Origin of the sequence: Pantoea sp. YR525 (assembly GCF_900116775.1) — a bacterium.
GTDB lineage: Bacteria > Pseudomonadota > Gammaproteobacteria > Enterobacterales > Enterobacteriaceae > Pantoea > Pantoea symbiotica.
The window spans coordinates 79143-96613 of sequence record NZ_FPBU01000005.1; the positions used below are offsets into that span (position 1 = coordinate 79143).

Genomic DNA, 17471 nt, shown 5'->3' on the forward strand with positions numbered 1-17471 from the left:
CTCTGATGTGTAATTCTGAGTTTCAGAGTAAACAAGCAAAATCATCCGCACTGCGATTCCAGGTATGAAGGAACTATAGTACCCTACGCTGTCTGTTAACATCGTTGTAATATGAGGTTAATCCCTTGAGTGACATGGCGAAAAACCTGATTCTCTGGTTAGTCATCGCGGTCGTGCTGATGTCTGTATTCCAGAGCTTTGGGCCCAGCGAGTCGAATGGCCGTAGGGTTGATTATTCAACTTTCCTATCGGAAGTGAACCAAGATCAGGTCCGCGAGGCACGAATTAACGGGCGTGAGATTAACGTTGTCAAAAAAGACAGCAATAAATACACCACCTATATCCCCGTCAACGATCCTAAGTTACTCGATAACCTGTTGACCAAAAACGTCAAAGTAGTTGGCGAACCGCCTGAAGAACCAAGCCTGCTGGCTTCCATCTTCATCTCATGGTTCCCAATGCTGCTGCTGATTGGCGTGTGGATCTTCTTTATGCGGCAGATGCAGGGCGGCGGCGGCAAGGGCGCGATGTCCTTCGGCAAGAGCAAAGCCCGCATGCTGACCGAAGATCAGATCAAAACCACTTTTGCTGACGTGGCCGGTTGTGATGAGGCCAAAGAAGAAGTGGGTGAGCTGGTTGAGTATCTGCGTGAGCCGAGCCGTTTCCAGAAACTGGGCGGTAAAATCCCAAAAGGCGTCCTGATGGTCGGCCCTCCGGGTACCGGTAAAACGCTGCTGGCGAAAGCGATTGCTGGCGAAGCCAAAGTACCGTTCTTTACTATTTCCGGTTCTGACTTCGTTGAAATGTTTGTCGGTGTTGGTGCATCTCGTGTGCGTGACATGTTCGAACAAGCGAAGAAAGCTGCGCCGTGCATCATCTTTATCGATGAAATCGATGCGGTTGGCCGTCAGCGTGGCGCAGGTTTAGGCGGTGGTCACGATGAACGTGAACAAACGCTGAACCAGATGCTGGTTGAGATGGATGGCTTTGAAGGTAATGAAGGCATCATCGTTATCGCGGCAACTAACCGTCCAGACGTACTTGACCCGGCGCTGCTGCGTCCAGGCCGCTTTGACCGTCAGGTTGTCGTCGGTCTGCCAGACGTGCGTGGTCGTGAGCAGATTCTGAAAGTCCATATGCGTCGTGTGCCGCTGGCAACCGATATGGATCCTTCAGTCATCGCACGTGGTACGCCTGGCTTCTCCGGTGCGGATTTGGCTAACCTGGTCAACGAAGCTGCGCTGTTTGCTGCTCGCGGCAACAAGCGTGTGGTTTCGATGGTTGAGTTTGAAAAAGCCAAAGACAAAATCATGATGGGTGCAGAACGTCGCTCCATGGTGATGACCGAAGAGCAGAAAGAATCGACGGCCTATCATGAAGCGGGTCACGCGATCGTCGGTACGCTGGTTCCGGGTTACGATCCGGTGCACAAGGTCACCATCATCCCGCGTGGTCGTGCACTGGGTGTGGCCTTCTTCTTGCCAGTGGGCGATGAAATCAGCGCCAACCGTCAGAAGCTGGAAAGCCGTATTTCTGTGGCTTACGGCGGACGTCTGGCGGAAGAGATCATTTATGGTCCTGACTATGTTTCTACCGGTGCTTCATCTGACATCAAAATGGCAACCAGCGTAGCGCGCAACATGGTTACGCAGTGGGGCTTCTCTGAGAAGCTGGGTCCATTGCTTTACGCTGAAGAAGAGGGTGAAGTATTCCTCGGTCGTTCAGTGGCGAAAGCAAAACATATGTCAGATGAAACGGCGCGCATTATCGATCAGGAAGTTAAACACCTTATCGATACCAACTATCAGCGTGCACGCCGTATTCTGAATGAAAACATGGACATCCTTCACGCGATGAAAGACGCGCTGATGAAGTATGAGACCATCGATGCACCGCAAATCAGCGATCTGATGGCACGCCGCGAAGTGCGTCCACCAGCAGGTTGGGAAGAGGCGAAAGTTGCTGTGGGTAATGGCGACTCTACCCAGGCTCCACGTCCTGTTGATGACCCGAAAACTCCGGGTTCAGACAAGATCATGTGATGGCGTTCTGGCGGGATGCGTAGCTCACCGTCAGATTTGCAGCCGCAATACTTGTTACAATGCAAACCCCGGCAAGTCCGGGGTTTTTTACATTCTGCGATTCAGTGATTCCTCAAGGAGATTCTCGCCATGAAGTTGTTCGCCCGTGATTCCCATCTCGATCTCTCTTTTCCCCATGTGATGGGTATTTTGAATGTCACGCCGGACTCTTTCTCTGATGGTGGAAGCCACAACACGCTGGTTGATGCGCTGACGCACACCAATGAAATGGTGAATGCCGGTGCCACCATCATTGATGTTGGCGGTGAATCAACACGTCCGGGCGCTGATGAAGTCAGCGTGGAGGAAGAGCTGGCACGCGTCATTCCGGTGGTGGAAGCCATCGCGCAGCGTTTTGAGGTGTGGATTTCCGTAGATACTTCCAAGCCAGAAGTGATCCGTGAAGCGGCGCGAGTGGGCGCTCACATTATCAATGACATTCGTTCCCTGTCTGAACCGGGCGCTCTGGCAGCGGCAGCAGAAACCGGTTTGCCGGTGTGTTTGATGCACATGCAAGGTGAACCGCGCACCATGCAGCAGGCACCGGAATATAGCCACATCGTGAGCGAAGTGGACGCTTACTTCGCTGCGCAGATTGCGCGATGTGAAGCAGCCGGTATCAAAAAAGATAATCTGCTGCTCGATCCTGGCTTCGGTTTCGGTAAGAATCTCAGCCACAACTATGAACTGCTGGCCAATCTGAGCCATTTCCACCATTACGGCTTACCACTGTTGGTCGGGATGTCGCGGAAGTCGATGGTTGGTCAGTTGCTAAATGTCGGTCCGGCGCAGCGCCTGACCGGAAGCCTCAGCTGTGCGGTGATTGCCGCCATGCAAGGGGCGCAAATTATTCGCGTGCATGATGTGAAAGAGACTGTCGAAGCGATGCGCGTCGTCGAAGCGACACGGAGAGCAAAAGGATAAAGGCATGAGTAATCGTAAATATTTCGGTACAGATGGTATTCGCGGCAAAGTCGGTGAAGCACCGATTACCCCTGATTTTGTTCTCAAGTTGGGCTGGGCGGCCGGTAAGGTGCTGGCGCGTCAGGGTTCACGCAAAGTATTGATTGGTAAAGATACGCGTATTTCAGGCTATATGCTGGAATCGGCGCTGGAAGCGGGTCTGGCGGCGGCGGGATTATCTGCAGCCTTCACCGGTCCGATGCCGACGCCTGCTATTGCTTATCTGACACGCACTTTCCGCGCTGAAGCCGGCATCGTGATTTCGGCTTCGCATAATCCCTTCGACGACAATGGCATCAAATTCTTCTCTGCTGAAGGCACCAAGCTGCCGGACGAAGTCGAAGAAGCCATTGAGCTGGAGATGGAAAAGCCGATCACCTGCGTGGAGTCAGCTGAACTGGGCCGCGCCAGCCGCATTGTCGATGCCGCAGGTCGTTACATCGAATTCTGTAAAGGGACGTTCCCCAGCGAGCTGAGCCTGAATGGGCTGAAGATTGTGGTTGATTGCGCTAACGGCGCGACTTACCACATTGCGCCTAATGTGCTGCGTGAGCTGGGTGCGACTGTGATTGCTATCGGCGTGCAGCCGGATGGCATGAACATCAACAAAGATTGCGGTGCGACCGATTTGCGTCTGCTGCAGCATCGCGTGTTGGAAGAGAAGGCCGATCTCGGACTGGCTTACGACGGCGATGGCGACCGCATCATGATGGTTGACCATTTAGGTCATAAAGTCGATGGCGATCAGATTCTCTACATCATTGCACGCGAAGGGCTGCGTCAGGGCCAACTGCGCGGCGGCGTGGTCGGCACGCTGATGAGTAACATGGGTCTGGAACTGGCGCTGAAACAGCTGGGAATTCCATTCACCCGTGCGAAAGTGGGCGACCGCTATGTGCTGGAAAAAATGCAGGAGAAGGGCTGGCGTTTAGGCGCGGAAAACTCTGGTCACGTCATTCTGCTGGATAAAACCACCACCGGCGACGGCATCGTGGCAAGTTTGCAAGTGCTCACTGCAATCGTGCGCAACCATATGACGCTCCATGATCTGTGCAGCGGCATGAAAATGCTGCCGCAGATTTTGGTCAATGTGCGTTTCGCTGGCGAGCACGATCCACTGGAAAGCGAGAGCGTGAAAGCAGTGACTGCAGAAGCTGAAAAAACGCTGGCGGGGCGTGGTCGTGTGTTGCTGCGCAAATCCGGCACAGAGCCACTGATTCGTGTGATGGTGGAAGGCGAAGATGAGGCGCAGGTCAGCGCGCTGGCGCACAAAATCGCGGATGCAGTAAAAGCGGTTTAAGTTGTTTCAGGCGGAGAGATTTTGTACTTTCCGCCTGCAAAATCACCGGGATGGTGCTTTTTTCCGCAATCGAAAGCGATGGTGAAAATTGCACTTGCAGAGGTATGTGCCTTTGGTTAGTATTCACACCCGCTTCTGATGGGTGATGACGAGACTCCCCATCGATATTGGTTGAAGCTTTAACTGTGCAGATAACGCGCAAGGAAACAGGTTGATTATGTACGAAGCTCTGTTAGTTGTTTTCCTTATTGTAGCGATTGGCCTCGTAGGTTTGATCATGCTGCAGCAAGGCAAAGGCGCTGATATGGGAGCCTCATTCGGTGCGGGCGCTTCTGGTACGCTGTTCGGTTCAAATGGGTCTGGCAACTTTATGACTCGCATGACCGCAGTACTGGCTACGCTGTTCTTCATCATCAGCCTGGTTCTGGGTAACCTGAACAGTAATAAAACAGCCAAAGGTAGCGAGTGGGATAACCTCACTGCGCCGGCGCAGTCTGAACAGCAGACTCAGCCAGCTAAACCGGCAACGCCGGGTAATGATATCCCGCAGTAAGATCGTCAACGCTGTAGTGCGATAAAACAACGTCGCAGTCTAGTGATGTACCGAGGTGGTGAAATTGGTAGACACGCTACCTTGAGGTGGTAGTGCTCGAAAGGGCTTACGGGTTCAAGTCCCGTCCTCGGTACCAAATCTCAGTTTAACTTGCATTTTTTGCAAGGTCGGCGTATTATTCGCCACGTTTTCGGACGCGGGGTGGAGCAGCCTGGTAGCTCGTCGGGCTCATAACCCGAAGGTCGTCGGTTCAAATCCGGCCCCCGCAACCACTTTCCCTTAGAGTTCTTTTTCAAATATACTGTATGCATCGACGGACGCAATCTCAGTGATTTTTGAAAAAAATTCTTTTGGATTGTGCTCCGAAGCCGCTATGCGGCGTACAGGGTCCAGTCACAAAAAGCCCCGAATATTCGGGGTTTTTTGTTATCAGGAAATCGAAACACTGGGCTATAGGCCCTTTTTTTATGTCTTGGGGGTGGGCTTGTCCACATTAGAGCAAAAATTGACAGAGTTGATCTCTGCTCCAGTAGAAGCGCTTGGCTACGAATTAGTCGGTATTGAGTTTATTCGTGGTCGCACATCAACCCTGCGCATCTATATTGATAGTGAAGAGGGTATCAATGTTGATGATTGCGCCGATGTTAGCCACCAGGTTAGCGCAGTAATGGATGTGGAAGATCCAATTACCGTGGCTTACAACCTTGAAGTTTCCTCGCCGGGTCTCGAACGTCCTCTTTTCACTGCTGAACACTATGCACGTTTTGCCGGTGACGAGGTGAGCCTGGTACTACGCATGGCCGTACAAAACCGCCGTAAATGGCAGGGTATCATCAAGTCTGTTGAAGGCGAGATGATCACGGTGACCGTTGAGGGTAACGATGAAGTGTTCGCGCTGAGCAACATTCAGAAAGCGAACCTGGTCCCCCACTTTTAAAAGTCCGGATTGAGGCTAACCAGGATGAACAAAGAGATCTTAGCTGTAGTAGAAGCCGTTTCTAACGAAAAAGCCCTGCCGCGTGAGAAAATCTTCGAAGCGCTGGAGAGCGCTTTGGCCACTGCGACCAAAAAGAAGTATGAGCAAGAGATCGAAGTGCGTGTCAGCATCGATCGCCGCAGCGGCGATTTCGACACCTTCCGTCGCTGGCAGATTGTGGAAGAAGTCACGCAGCCGACTCGCGAGATCACGCTGGATGCAGCTCGTTATGAAGACGAAGCGTTCAATCTGGGCGAATTTGTCGAAGATCAGATTGAATCTGTCACCTTCGACCGTATCACCACCCAAACTGCTAAGCAGGTTATCGTACAAAAAGTACGTGAAGCTGAGCGCGCGATGGTGGTTGATCAGTTCCGTCAACACGAAGGCGAAATCATCACCGGCGTGGTGAAGAAAGTGAACCGCGACAACATTTCACTGGACCTCGGCAGCAATGCTGAAGCCGTGATTGTGCGTGAAGACATGCTGCCGCGTGAAAACTTCCGTCCAGGTGACCGTATTCGTGGCGTGCTGTACGCCGTTCGCCCTGAAGCGCGTGGCGCGCAGCTGTTCGTCACCCGCTCTAAGCCAGAAATGCTGATTGAGTTGTTCCGCATTGAGGTGCCAGAAATTGGCGAAGAAGTTATCGAGATCAAAGCGGCAGCGCGCGATCCGGGTTCACGCGCCAAAATCGCGGTGAAAACCAACGATAAACGAATTGATCCAGTGGGCGCTTGCGTCGGTATGCGCGGTGCGCGTGTCCAGGCGGTTTCGAGCGAGCTGGGTGGCGAGCGTATCGACATTGTGCTGTGGGACGACAACCCGGCGCAATTCGTTATCAACGCTATGGCGCCAGCCGATGTGGCGTCAATTGTGGTGGATGAAGACAATCACACCATGGATATCGCTGTTGAAGCCGGCAATCTGGCTCAGGCGATCGGCCGTAACGGCCAAAACGTGCGTCTGGCTTCCCAACTGAGCGGTTGGGAACTGAACGTGATGACCGTCGATGATCTGCAGGCCAAGCACCAAGCTGAAGCCCATGCAGCGATCGATATGTTCACCAAACATCTCGACATCGACGAAGAGTTCGCCACCATTCTGGTGGAAGAGGGCTTCTCTTCGCTGGAAGAATTGGCTTATGTGCCAATCAACGAGCTGCTGGAAATCGACGGCCTCGATGAAGAGACCATTGAAGCCCTGCGTGAACGAGCAAAAAATGCGTTAACTACCCTGGCATTAGCGAAAGAAGAGAGCCTTGGTAATCAGGAGCCCGCTGAGGATCTTCTGAATCTTGAGGGCTTGGATCGTGCGCTGGCGTATCGCCTGGCGGCGAAAGGCGTTTGCACGCTGGAAGATCTCGCTGAGCAAGGTGTTGACGATCTGACAGATATTGAAGGGCTGGATGACGAGAAAGCCGGTGCGCTGATTATGGCTGCACGTAATATCTGCTGGTTCGGCGATGACGCGTAATAACAGGAAGGAACAGCATGACAGATGTAACCGTAAAATCGCTGGCCGCCGAAATTCAGACCCCGGTCGATCGCCTGGTACAGCAATTTGCTGATGCAGGGATCCGTAAGTCTGAGAACGATGTGGTGTCCCAGCAAGAGAAAGAAACCTTACTGTCTCACCTGAATCGTGAGCACGGTCAGACCGGTTCAAGCAAGCTGACTTTGCAGCGCAAGACGCGCAGCACCTTGAATATTCCCGTCACCGGGGGTAAAAGTAAGTCGGTACAAATTGAAGTCCGCAAAAAGCGCACATACGTGAAAGGCGACGCAGAGTCTGAGCAAGCTCAGGCAGAAGCGGAAGCCGAGGCGCAGCGTGAAGCGGAAGAGCAGGCGCGTCGCGAGGCGGAAGAACAAGCCCGTCGCGAAGCTGAACAGAAAGCGCAACGTGAAGCCGAAGATAAAGCCAAGCGCGAAGCCGCTGACAAGGCCAAACGTGAAGCAGCGGAAAAAGAGAAATTGACTAATCAACCTACCGACGTAGTAGCCAAGGCTGCGCAGTCTGATAAAGCCCGTCGTGAAGCAGAAGCTGCCGAACTGAAACGTAAAGCAGAAGAAGAAGCACGCCGTAAGCTGGAAGAAGATGCGCGCCGCGTGGCTGAAGAAGCCCGCCGCCTGGCTGAAGAAAAAGCTGTTGAATGGGCCAAACCTGAAGAAGAGGATAAAGGCGACTATCACGTCACTACCTCAACTCACGCCCGTCAGGCAGAAGACGAGAACGATCGCCAGGTAGAAGCTGGCCGTGCACGTGCTCGCACCACCAAAGCAGCTCGCCCGGTGAAGAAAGGCAACAAGCATTCTGAAGCCAAAACCGATCGCGAAGAAGCGCGTGCGCAGGTTCGTGGCGGCAAAGGCGGCAAACATCGTAAGCCAAGCACCCTGCAGCAGGGCTTCAACAAGCCAGCTCAGGCTGTTAACCGCGATGTCGTCATCGGTGAAACCATCACCGTTGCTGAACTGGCCAACAAAATGGCGATCAAAGGTTCTCTGGTCGTTAAAGCGATGATGAAGATGGGCGCCATGGCGACCATCAACCAGGTTATCGATCAAGAAACCGCTCAGATGGTCGCGGAAGAGATGGGTCACAAAGTGATCCTGCGCCGCGAGAATGAGCTGGAAGAAGCGGTAATGGACGATCGTGATACCGATGCTGCGCAAGAGTCTCGTGCTCCGGTCGTTACCATCATGGGTCACGTTGACCACGGTAAAACCTCTCTGCTTGACTACATTCGTTCAACGAAAGTGGCATCAGGCGAAGCGGGCGGTATTACCCAGCATATCGGTGCTTACCACGTTGAAACTGACAACGGTATGATCACCTTCCTCGATACCCCGGGACACGCCGCGTTTACCGCAATGCGTGCTCGTGGTGCGCAGGCCACGGATATCGTTATCCTGGTTGTTGCTGCTGATGATGGCGTGATGCCTCAGACCGTTGAAGCTATCCAGCATGCGAAAGCAGCCGGTGTGCCAGTGGTTGTTGCGGTCAACAAAATCGATAAGCCAGATGCTGATCCAGACCGCGTTAAGAACGAACTGACCCAGTACGGAATTCTTCCGGAAGAGTGGGGCGGTGAGAACATGTTCGTTAACGTCTCTGCGAAAGCCGGTACCGGTATTGACGATCTGCTGAATGCGATTCTGCTGCAAGCAGAAGTACTGGAACTCTCTGCTATCCGTGAAGGTATGGCGAGCGGCGTGGTAATTGAATCGTTCCTCGACAAAGGTCGTGGTCCGGTTGCTACCGTGCTGGTACGTGAAGGTACGCTGAACAAAGGCGATATCGTGCTGTGCGGCTTCGAATACGGCCGTGTACGTGCGATGCGTGACGAATTGGGTCGTGAAGTGCTGGAAGCGGGTCCATCCATTCCAGTGGAAATCCTGGGTCTGTCCGGTGTGCCGGCCGCAGGTGATGAAGCGACTGTCGTACGTGATGAGAAGAAAGCGCGTGAAGTTGCACTGTATCGTCAGGGCAAATTCCGTGAAGTTAAGCTGGCGCGCCAGCAGAAGTCTAAGTTGGAGAACATGTTCGCCAACATGACTGAAGGCGAAGTGTCTGAGCTCAACATCGTACTGAAATCTGACGTACAGGGTTCTGTCGAAGCCATCTCTGATTCGCTGCTGAAACTCTCTACCGACGAAGTGAAAGTGCGCATTATCGGTTCAGGCGTTGGTGGTATCACCGAAACCGACGCAACGCTGGCTGCAGCATCCAACGCTATCATTCTCGGCTTCAACGTGCGTGCTGATGCATCTGCTCGCCGCGTGATTGACGCTGAAAACGTTGACCTGCGTTACTACTCCGTCATCTATAATCTGATCGACGAAGTGAAAGCAGCGATGAGCGGTATGCTGGCTCCAGAGTTTAAACAGCAGATTATCGGTCTGGCTGCGGTACGTGACGTGTTCAAATCACCGAAGTTTGGTGCCATCGCGGGCTGTATGGTCACCGAAGGTAACATCAAACGTCACAACCCAATCCGCGTACTGCGTGACAACGTGGTTATCTATGAAGGCGAGCTGGAATCTCTGCGCCGCTTCAAAGATGACGTTAACGAAGTTCGTAACGGCATGGAATGTGGTATCGGCGTGAAGAACTACAACGACGTTCGCGTTGGCGATATGATCGAAGTGTTCGAAGTGATTGAAATTAAACGCACCATCGATTGATCATCATTTGATGTGTTGCAATTTGGGAGGCCTCTGGCCTCCCGAATTATTTGGGAGAAAGAAATAATGGCAAAAGAATTTGGCCGCCCACAGCGCGTTTCTCAGGAGTTGCAGAAAGAGATTGCAATCATCCTGCAGCGCGAAATTAAAGATCCACGTCTCGGTATGATGGTGACAGTTTCGGGCGTTGAAGTGTCGCGCGATCTCGCCTATGCCAAGGTGTTTGTGACCTTTTTGAATGACAGAGATGAAGAAGCGGTACAAAACGGCCTGAAGGCGCTGAAAGAAGCCTCTGGCTATATCCGTACGCTGGTAGGCAAAGCGATGCGCCTGCGTATCGTGCCGGAGCTGACCTTCTTCTACGACAACTCGCTGATCGAAGGTATGCGTATGTCGAACCTGGTCAGCAACGTCATTAAGAGCGATGTTGAGCGTCGTGGCGATAGCCCGGCGGAAGATGACAAGGAGGACTAATGAGTCGTCCTCGTCGTCGCGGTCGCGACGTCCACGGTGTGTTTCTGCTGGATAAGCATCAAGGCGCCTCTTCCAATGATGTGCTGCAGAAAGTAAAGCGTCTGTTCAATGCGAACAAAGCGGGCCACACCGGCGCGCTCGATCCTCTGGCGACCGGCATGCTGCCGGTTTGCCTCGGTGAAGCCACCAAGTTTTCGCAGTATCTGCTCGATTCAGACAAGCGTTATCGCGTCATTGCTCGCCTGGGTGAACGCACCGATACGTCTGATGCTGACGGCAATATTGTTGAGACGCGTGCGGTTACGTTTGATCAGGCAGCACTGGATGCGGCGCTGGACTATTTTCGTGGCGACACCATGCAGGTGCCGACCATGTTCTCCGCGCTGAAGTACCAGGGACGCAAGCTGTATGAGTACGCACGTGAAGGCATTACCGTGCCGCGTGAAGCGCGCCCGATCAAAGTGTTTGAGCTGCAGTTTATTCGCTGGGAAGGTGATGAGCTGGAGCTGGAGATTCACGTCTCTAAAGGCACTTACATCCGCACTATCATCGACGATCTTGGTGAGCGGCTTGGCTGCGGTGCGCACGTTATCATGCTGCGTCGTCTGCAGGTGGCGCGTTATCCGATCGAAAGAATGGTGACGCTCGAGCAGCTGCAGGACGTGGCGGCCACCGTCAATATGGCAGAAACGCCAGATTACAGCGCGCTCGATGCGTTATTGCTGCCGATGGATAGCCCGGCAGAAGAGTTCCCGATTGTGAATTTGCTGCCTGCGGTGGCGGCTTATTTTAAACAGGGTATGCCGGTTCAGGTGGCGGATGCGCCGGAACAGGGATTGGTGCGCGTGACTGAAGGTAATGAGCACAAATTCATTGGTATGGCCGAAATCGCCGAGGATGGGCGCGTGGCGCCGCGTCGTCTGGTGGTAGAATTTCCTGCGTAATCAATCCTCTCGCATTTGACCTAACGGCGCATTTGCGTTGCTATCAGGCGAAGAGTAGAATGGCGCGGCTTTAAAAGCGGGCTGCTGAATTAGAGATCGGCACCCATACATTCATTATTTACTGGAGTTTATTATGTCTCTAAGCGTAGAAGCTAAAGCAGAGATCGTTGCTAAATACGGTCGTGGTACCAACGACAGCGGTTCAACTGAAGTTCAGGTTGCTCTGCTGACTGCTCAGATTAACCACCTGCAGGGTCACTTCTCTGAGCACAAGAAAGATCACCACAGCCGTCGCGGTCTGCTGCGCATGGTATCTCAGCGTCGTAAGCTGCTGGACTACCTGAAGCGTAAAGACGTTGCTCGCTACACCGGTCTGATCGAAAGCCTGGGTCTGCGTCGCTAAGTCTGAAGAATCTGATCAAGGGTGTAGCGCATGCACTATGCAAAAAAACGCATCTGACGATCAGATTTGTGCGAGTTTCGCGAAAAGGGGGCCTTTATGGCCCCTTTTTTCGAGCAATCCGCAGCAATCCGGACCAAACTCATGTATTGTTGCAGAGAGTGATCTTTGCTTGCAGAGGTTCGCGCGGCTAATGAGAGGCTTTACCGCATGGGCGGTTAAGGTTGTCATTAGTCGCGAGGATGCAACTGAAGATCGGTAATCCCCGGCGCGCCAGAATGGGCTGCGCCCCTGAATTTAAGGACTTAAATTTTGCTGAACCCGATCGTACGCAAATTCCAATATGGTCAGCATACCGTCACGCTGGAAACCGGCATGATGGCGCGCCAGGCTACCGCTGCAGTAATGGTGAGCATGGATGACACTGCTGTATTCGTTACCGTTGTTGGCCAGAAAAAAACTAAACCAGGTCAGGATTTCTTCCCGCTGACGGTTAACTATCAGGAGCGTACTTACGCTGCTGGTCGTATCCCGGGTAGCTTCTTCCGTCGTGAAGGCCGTCCAAGCGAAGGCGAAACCCTGATCTCACGCCTGATTGACCGTCCAGTTCGTCCGCTGTTCCCGGAAGGCTTCATTAACGAAGTCCAGGTTATTGCGACCGTGGTTTCTGTTAACCCACAGGTTAACCCAGACATCGTTGCGATGATCGGTGCATCTGCTGCACTGGCTCTGTCTGGCCTGCCGTTCAATGGTCCAATCGGCGCAGCGCGCGTCGGTTATATCAATGACCAGTACGTACTGAACCCAACTGCTGATGAAATCAACGAATCACGTCTGAACCTGGTTGTTGCCGGTACCCAGAACGCGGTGCTGATGGTGGAATCAGAAGCTGACATCCTGACTGAAGAGCAGATGCTGGGCGCTGTGGTATATGGCCACGACCAGCAGCAGATCGTTATCGAAAACATCAATGCGCTGGTTGCCGAAGCCGGTAAACCACGTTGGGATTGGCAGCCACTGCCAACTAACGATGCACTGATCGCACGCGTTACTGCACTGGCAGAAGCGGGCATCAGCGATGCCTATCGCATCACTGATAAGCAAGAGCGTTACACTCAGGTTGGCGCAGTGAAAGACGCGACCATCGCGGCACTGCAGGCTGAAGATGAAACGCTGGATGCTGGCGATATCGCTGACATCGTACACGATCTCGAGAAGAGCGTTGTTCGTAGCCGCATCATCCGTGGCGAACCGCGTATCGATGGCCGTGAGAAAGATATGATTCGTGGTCTGGACGTGCGCACTGGCGTACTGCCACGTACGCACGGTTCATCACTGTTCACCCGTGGTGAAACGCAGGCGCTGGTTACCGCAACGCTGGGTACCGCACGTGATGCGCAGAATCTGGATGAGTTGATGGGCGAGCGTACTGATAGCTTCCTGTTCCACTACAACTTCCCTCCGTACTGCGTGGGCGAAACCGGTATGGTTGGCTCACCGAAGCGTCGTGAGATTGGTCACGGTCGTCTGGCGAAGCGTGGCGTGCTGGCAGTCATGCCTAAGCAAGCTGACTTCCCATACACTGTGCGTGTGGTTTCAGAAATCACCGAATCTAACGGTTCTTCTTCAATGGCTTCCGTGTGTGGTGCTTCTCTGGCACTGATGGACGCTGGCGTACCGATCAAAGCAGCCGTAGCCGGTATTGCGATGGGTCTGGTTAAAGAAGCCGATAACTTTGTCGTTCTGTCTGACATCCTGGGTGACGAAGATCACCTCGGCGACATGGACTTCAAAGTAGCAGGTAGCCGCGATGGTATTACTGCGCTGCAGATGGATATCAAAATCGAAGGCATCACCCGCGAAATCATGCAGGTTGCACTGAACCAAGCTAAAGGTGCGCGTCTGCACATCCTGAGCGTGATGGAACAGGCAATCAGCACGCCGCGTCAGGAAATCTCTGAGTTCGCGCCGCGCATTTACACCATCAAAATCAGTTCAGACAAGATCAAAGATGTCATCGGTAAAGGCGGCTCGGTTATCCGTGCGCTGACCGAAGAAACCGGAACCACCATCGAAATCGAAGATGACGGCACCGTGAAGATCGCTGCAACTGATAGCCTGAAAGCTAAAGAAGCCATTCGTCGTATCGAAGAGATCACTGCTGAGATCGAAGTTGGCCGCATTTACTCAGGTAAAGTGACACGTATCGTTGATTTCGGTGCCTTCGTGGCAATCGGCGGCGGTAAAGAAGGTTTGGTTCACATCTCTCAGATCGCCGATAAGCGCGTAGAGAAAGTGACCGACTATCTGCAGATGGGCCAGGAAGTTCCAGTGAAAGTAATGGAAGTGGACCGTCAGGGCCGTGTACGCCTGAGCATCAAAGAAGCGACAGAGCAGAAACCAGCGGAAGAAGTTGCTACCGCTGCATCTGATGCATCTGACGCCGAGTAAGCGTTTACCGATTTACCTCTCCCTGCTTTGCGGGGAGAGGTGTTTAGATCATCGCGAGGGCGGGAATCCTTGTGCACAGCAGGAGGATGACAGGATGGTTGTCCCAATGTTTGTATTCGGGAGTGGGAAATGAAGCCTTTTTTGCGCTGGTGTTTTGTTGCGACAGCTATCACGCTGGCAGGATGCAGCAACTCCAATTGGCGTAAGAACGAAGTTCTGGCAGTACCTTTGCAGCCCACACTGCAGCAAGAGGTGATCCTGGCGCGCATGGAACAAATTCTTGCCAGTCGTGCCCTGACCGATGATGAACGCGCACAGCTATTATATGAGCGCGGAGTGTTGTATGATAGTTTGGGTCTGAGGGCACTAGCGCGGAACGATTTTTCGCAAGCGCTGTCTATAAGACCAGATATGCCTGAGGTATTTAACTATCTCGGTATATACTTAACGCAGGCAGGCAACTTTGATGCTGCCTATGAAGCGTTTGATTCTGTACTTGAGCTTGATCCAACTTACAACTATGCGCATTTAAACCGTGGTATCGCCCTCTATTACGGCGGTCGATACAAGTTAGCGCAAGATGATCTGCTGGCGTTTTATCAAGACGATCCTAACGATCCATTCCGCAGCCTTTGGCTCTATCTCGTTGAAAGCGATATGGATGCCGACAAGGCAAAAGTTACGCTGAGACAGCGTCATGACAAAGCGGTTCGCGATCAATGGGGATGGAATATTGTCGAGTTCTACCTTGGCGACATCAGTGAAAAAACGCTGATGGAACGTCTCAAGGCGGACGCAACGGATAACACCTCGCTCGCTGAACATCTCAGTGAAACCAACTTCTATTTAGGTAAGTACTACCTAAGTCTGGGGGAGAAGGACGACGCGAAAGCGTTGTTCAAACTGGCGGTGGCCAACAACGTAAACAACTTTGTTGAGCACCGATACGCATTGTTGGAACTGGCGCAACTCGGCCAGACACAAGACGATTTATCAGAATCTGACCAGCAATAGCTGACGAACTTTTATTGCCTGAATACCTGTAAAGTCATCATCTTCAGAGATGAGGGCTTTTCTGTTCGTCAAAACTTCTAATTTGAGCCGGTTCACACTTTTTGATGAAAATGACTGAAAGTTTTCACGACGAGTTATGTAGACTGGCCGCCGCAATCTAAGAGGCACGTGTACTACATGACTGATATTCAAACCACTTTTGCTGACCTTGGCCTGAACGCCGACATCCTCGAATCACTGAACGGTATGGGCTACGTTAAGCCTTCTCCAATCCAGGCTGAGTGTATTCCTCACCTGCTGGCTGGCCGTGACGTGTTGGGTATGGCGCAGACCGGTAGTGGTAAAACTGCGGCTTTCTCACTGCCGCTGCTAAACAACATTGATCCTACTGTTAAAGCACCGCAAATTTTGGTGCTGGCACCGACCCGCGAATTGGCGGTACAGGTTGCTGAAGCCGTCACAGAATTCTCTAAACATATGCGTGGCATCAACGTTGTAGCCCTGTACGGTGGCCAACGTTATGACGTTCAGCTGCGCGCACTGCGTCAGGGACCACAAGTTGTTGTGGGTACGCCTGGTCGTCTGCTGGATCACCTGAAGCGTGGCACGTTAGATCTGTCTAACCTGCGCGGTCTGGTGCTGGACGAAGCTGATGAAATGCTGCGTATGGGCTTCATCGAAGACGTTGAAACCATCATGGCGCAGATTCCAGACGGTCATCAGACCGCGCTGTTCTCAGCAACCATGCCAGAAGCGATTCGTCGTATCACCAAGCGCTTCATGAAAGATCCACAGGAAGTGCGCATCCAGTCAAGCCTGACTACGCGCCCAGACATTTCTCAGTCTTACTGGACCGCTTACGGCCGTAAGACTGACGCACTGGTTCGCTTCCTGGAAGCAGAAGATTTTGATGCAGCCATCATCTTCGTGCGTACCAAAAATGCCACGCTGGAAGTGGCCGAAGCGCTGGAGCGCAGCGGTTATAACAGCGCAGCACTGAACGGTGACATGAACCAGGCACTGCGTGAGCAGACGCTGGAGCGTTTGAAAGATGGTCGTCTCGACATCCTGATCGCTACCGACGTTGCCGCACGTGGTCTGGACGTTGAGCGTATCAGCCTGGTCGTAAACTTTGATATCCCAATGGATGCAGAGTCTTACGTTCACCGTATCGGTCGTACCGGCCGTGCTGGTCGTGCAGGTCGCGCGCTGCTGTTCGTTGAGAACCGCGAGCGTCGTCTGCTGCGTAACATCGAACGCACCATGAAGCTGACCATTCCAGAAGTTGAACTGCCGAACGCAGAACTGCTGGGTGAGCGTCGTCTGGCTAAGTTCGCGGCTAAAGTACAGCAGCAGCTGGAAAGCAGCGATCTGGACCAGTACCGCGCACTGCTGAGCAAAATGCAGCCGGGCGAAGATCTGGATATCGAAACTCTGGCCGCAGCACTGCTGAAAATGGCTCAGGGCGAACGTCCACTGATTCTGCCACCAGAAGCACCACGTCCAGCGCGTCGTGAGTTCAGTGATCGTCCTGACCGTGGTGAGCGTCGCGATTCACGCGATTCTCGTGGTCCACGCGAAAGCCGTGACAGCCGCGATGGCGATCGTCCACGTCGTGAACGTCGTGACGTTGGCGAAATGCAGCTGTACCGCATTGAAGTAGGCCGCGATGATGGTGTAGAAGTTCGTCACATCGTTGGCGCGATTGCTAACGAAGGCGACATCAGCAGCCGTTACATCGGTAACATCAAGCTGTTTGGTACTCACTCAACCATCGAGCTGCCGAAAGGCATGCCGGGCGAAGTACTGCAGCACTTCACTCGTACGCGTATTCTGAACAAGCCGATGAATATGCAGCTGATGGGTGATGCACCGGTGCACGAGCGTAGCGAACGTCGTCCATCTGCTGGCGGCGAACGTCGTGGCAATGGCGCACCGCGTGGTGAGGGTGCTCCACGTGGCGAAGGCGCTCCACGTCGCTTCTCCGAGCGTCGTGAAGGTGGCCGCGAAGGCGGACGCTTCAGCCGTGAAGGTGGCCGTGGCCCGCGTCCAGAAGGCGCAGCTGCACCACGTCGTCGTGATGCATAAGCGTTAAACGCTAAAGTAAAAAGGGACGCTGATGCGTCCCTTTTTT

The 17471-nt window shown here is 53.2% G+C and carries 14 protein-coding genes and 2 tRNA genes; all 16 read left to right on the forward strand.

Annotated elements, in window-relative coordinates; all coding sequences use genetic code 11:
- Positions 1–134 precede the first annotated feature (134 nt).
- On the forward strand, positions 135–2042 hold the full coding sequence (ftsH, locus tag BM323_RS11595) for an ATP-dependent zinc metalloprotease FtsH (protein ID WP_036620266.1): 1908 nt from the start codon (positions 135–137) through the stop codon (positions 2040–2042).
- Between the two features lie 129 nt (positions 2043–2171).
- Positions 2172–3005 (forward strand): dihydropteroate synthase, encoded by an 834-nt coding sequence (folP, locus tag BM323_RS11600; RefSeq protein WP_008104309.1) that lies wholly within the window; start codon positions 2172–2174, stop codon positions 3003–3005.
- A gap of 4 nt (positions 3006–3009) precedes the next feature.
- Positions 3010–4344 (forward strand): phosphoglucosamine mutase, encoded by a 1335-nt coding sequence (glmM, locus tag BM323_RS11605; RefSeq protein ID WP_008104307.1) that lies wholly within the window; start codon positions 3010–3012, stop codon positions 4342–4344.
- 217 nt (positions 4345–4561) lie between these two features.
- Positions 4562–4897 carry a preprotein translocase subunit SecG gene (gene secG, locus BM323_RS11610; protein ID WP_007886689.1) on the forward strand — a complete coding sequence of 112 codons (336 nt, stop codon included), beginning with the start codon at positions 4562–4564 and terminating at the stop codon, positions 4895–4897.
- 49 nt (positions 4898–4946) lie between these two features.
- Positions 4947–5033 (forward strand) — tRNA-Leu (locus tag BM323_RS11615).
- Between the two features lie 59 nt (positions 5034–5092).
- Positions 5093–5169 (forward strand) — tRNA-Met (locus tag BM323_RS11620).
- Between the two features lie 212 nt (positions 5170–5381).
- The gene (rimP, locus tag BM323_RS11625; RefSeq protein ID WP_036620302.1) at positions 5382–5834 is read left to right on the forward strand and encodes a ribosome maturation factor RimP; all 453 of its coding nucleotides are present in this window, start codon (positions 5382–5384) and stop codon (positions 5832–5834) included.
- A gap of 24 nt (positions 5835–5858) precedes the next feature.
- On the forward strand, positions 5859–7346 hold the full coding sequence (nusA, locus tag BM323_RS11630) for a transcription termination factor NusA (protein WP_008104302.1): 1488 nt from the start codon (positions 5859–5861) through the stop codon (positions 7344–7346).
- Between the two features lie 17 nt (positions 7347–7363).
- Entirely contained in the window at positions 7364–10054 is a 2691-nt protein-coding gene (gene infB / locus BM323_RS11635; RefSeq protein WP_008104299.1) for a translation initiation factor IF-2, read from the forward strand.
- Positions 10055–10120: 66 nt separating this feature from the next.
- Entirely contained in the window at positions 10121–10528 is a 408-nt protein-coding gene (gene rbfA, locus BM323_RS11640) for a 30S ribosome-binding factor RbfA (RefSeq protein ID WP_008104296.1), read from the forward strand.
- On the forward strand, positions 10528–11472 hold the full coding sequence (truB, locus tag BM323_RS11645; RefSeq protein ID WP_008104295.1) for a tRNA pseudouridine(55) synthase TruB: 945 nt from the start codon (positions 10528–10530) through the stop codon (positions 11470–11472). Before rbfA ends, truB begins: the two co-directional genes overlap by 1 nt.
- Before the next feature lie 133 nt (positions 11473–11605).
- Positions 11606–11875: a 30S ribosomal protein S15 gene (gene rpsO / locus BM323_RS11650; protein WP_036620269.1), complete on the forward strand. Its 270-nt coding sequence runs from the start codon at positions 11606–11608 to the stop codon at positions 11873–11875.
- 309 nt (positions 11876–12184) lie between these two features.
- Positions 12185–14323, forward strand: a complete 2139-nt coding sequence (gene pnp / locus BM323_RS11655; protein WP_008104291.1) for a polyribonucleotide nucleotidyltransferase — start codon at positions 12185–12187, stop codon at positions 14321–14323.
- 129 nt (positions 14324–14452) lie between these two features.
- Complete coding sequence (gene nlpI, locus BM323_RS11660; protein WP_008104288.1) at positions 14453–15337, forward strand: lipoprotein NlpI; 885 nt, start codon at positions 14453–14455, stop codon at positions 15335–15337.
- Between the two features lie 104 nt (positions 15338–15441).
- Complete coding sequence (yrbN, locus tag BM323_RS24720; protein ID WP_098053093.1) at positions 15442–15498, forward strand: protein YrbN; 57 nt, start codon at positions 15442–15444, stop codon at positions 15496–15498.
- A gap of 16 nt (positions 15499–15514) precedes the next feature.
- Positions 15515–17425 (forward strand): DEAD/DEAH family ATP-dependent RNA helicase, encoded by a 1911-nt coding sequence (locus BM323_RS11665; RefSeq protein WP_008104286.1) that lies wholly within the window; start codon positions 15515–15517, stop codon positions 17423–17425.
- Positions 17426–17471: the final 46 nt, after the last annotated feature.

Coding starts and splice junctions, on each gene's coding strand:
- ftsH (WP_036620266.1), top strand. CDS start 135: ATGGCGAAAAACCTGATTCTCTGGTTAGTCATCGCGGTCGTGCTGATG.
- folP (WP_008104309.1), top strand. CDS start 2,172: ATGAAGTTGTTCGCCCGTGATTCCCATCTCGATCTCTCTTTTCCCCAT.
- glmM (WP_008104307.1), top strand. CDS start 3,010: ATGAGTAATCGTAAATATTTCGGTACAGATGGTATTCGCGGCAAAGTC.
- secG (WP_007886689.1), top strand. CDS start 4,562: ATGTACGAAGCTCTGTTAGTTGTTTTCCTTATTGTAGCGATTGGCCTC.
- nusA (WP_008104302.1), top strand. CDS start 5,859: ATGAACAAAGAGATCTTAGCTGTAGTAGAAGCCGTTTCTAACGAAAAA.
- infB (WP_008104299.1), top strand. CDS start 7,364: ATGACAGATGTAACCGTAAAATCGCTGGCCGCCGAAATTCAGACCCCG.
- rbfA (WP_008104296.1), top strand. CDS start 10,121: ATGGCAAAAGAATTTGGCCGCCCACAGCGCGTTTCTCAGGAGTTGCAG.
- truB (WP_008104295.1), top strand. CDS start 10,528: ATGAGTCGTCCTCGTCGTCGCGGTCGCGACGTCCACGGTGTGTTTCTG.
- rpsO (WP_036620269.1), top strand. CDS start 11,606: ATGTCTCTAAGCGTAGAAGCTAAAGCAGAGATCGTTGCTAAATACGGT.
- nlpI (WP_008104288.1), top strand. CDS start 14,453: ATGAAGCCTTTTTTGCGCTGGTGTTTTGTTGCGACAGCTATCACGCTG.
- BM323_RS11665 (WP_008104286.1), top strand. CDS start 15,515: ATGACTGATATTCAAACCACTTTTGCTGACCTTGGCCTGAACGCCGAC.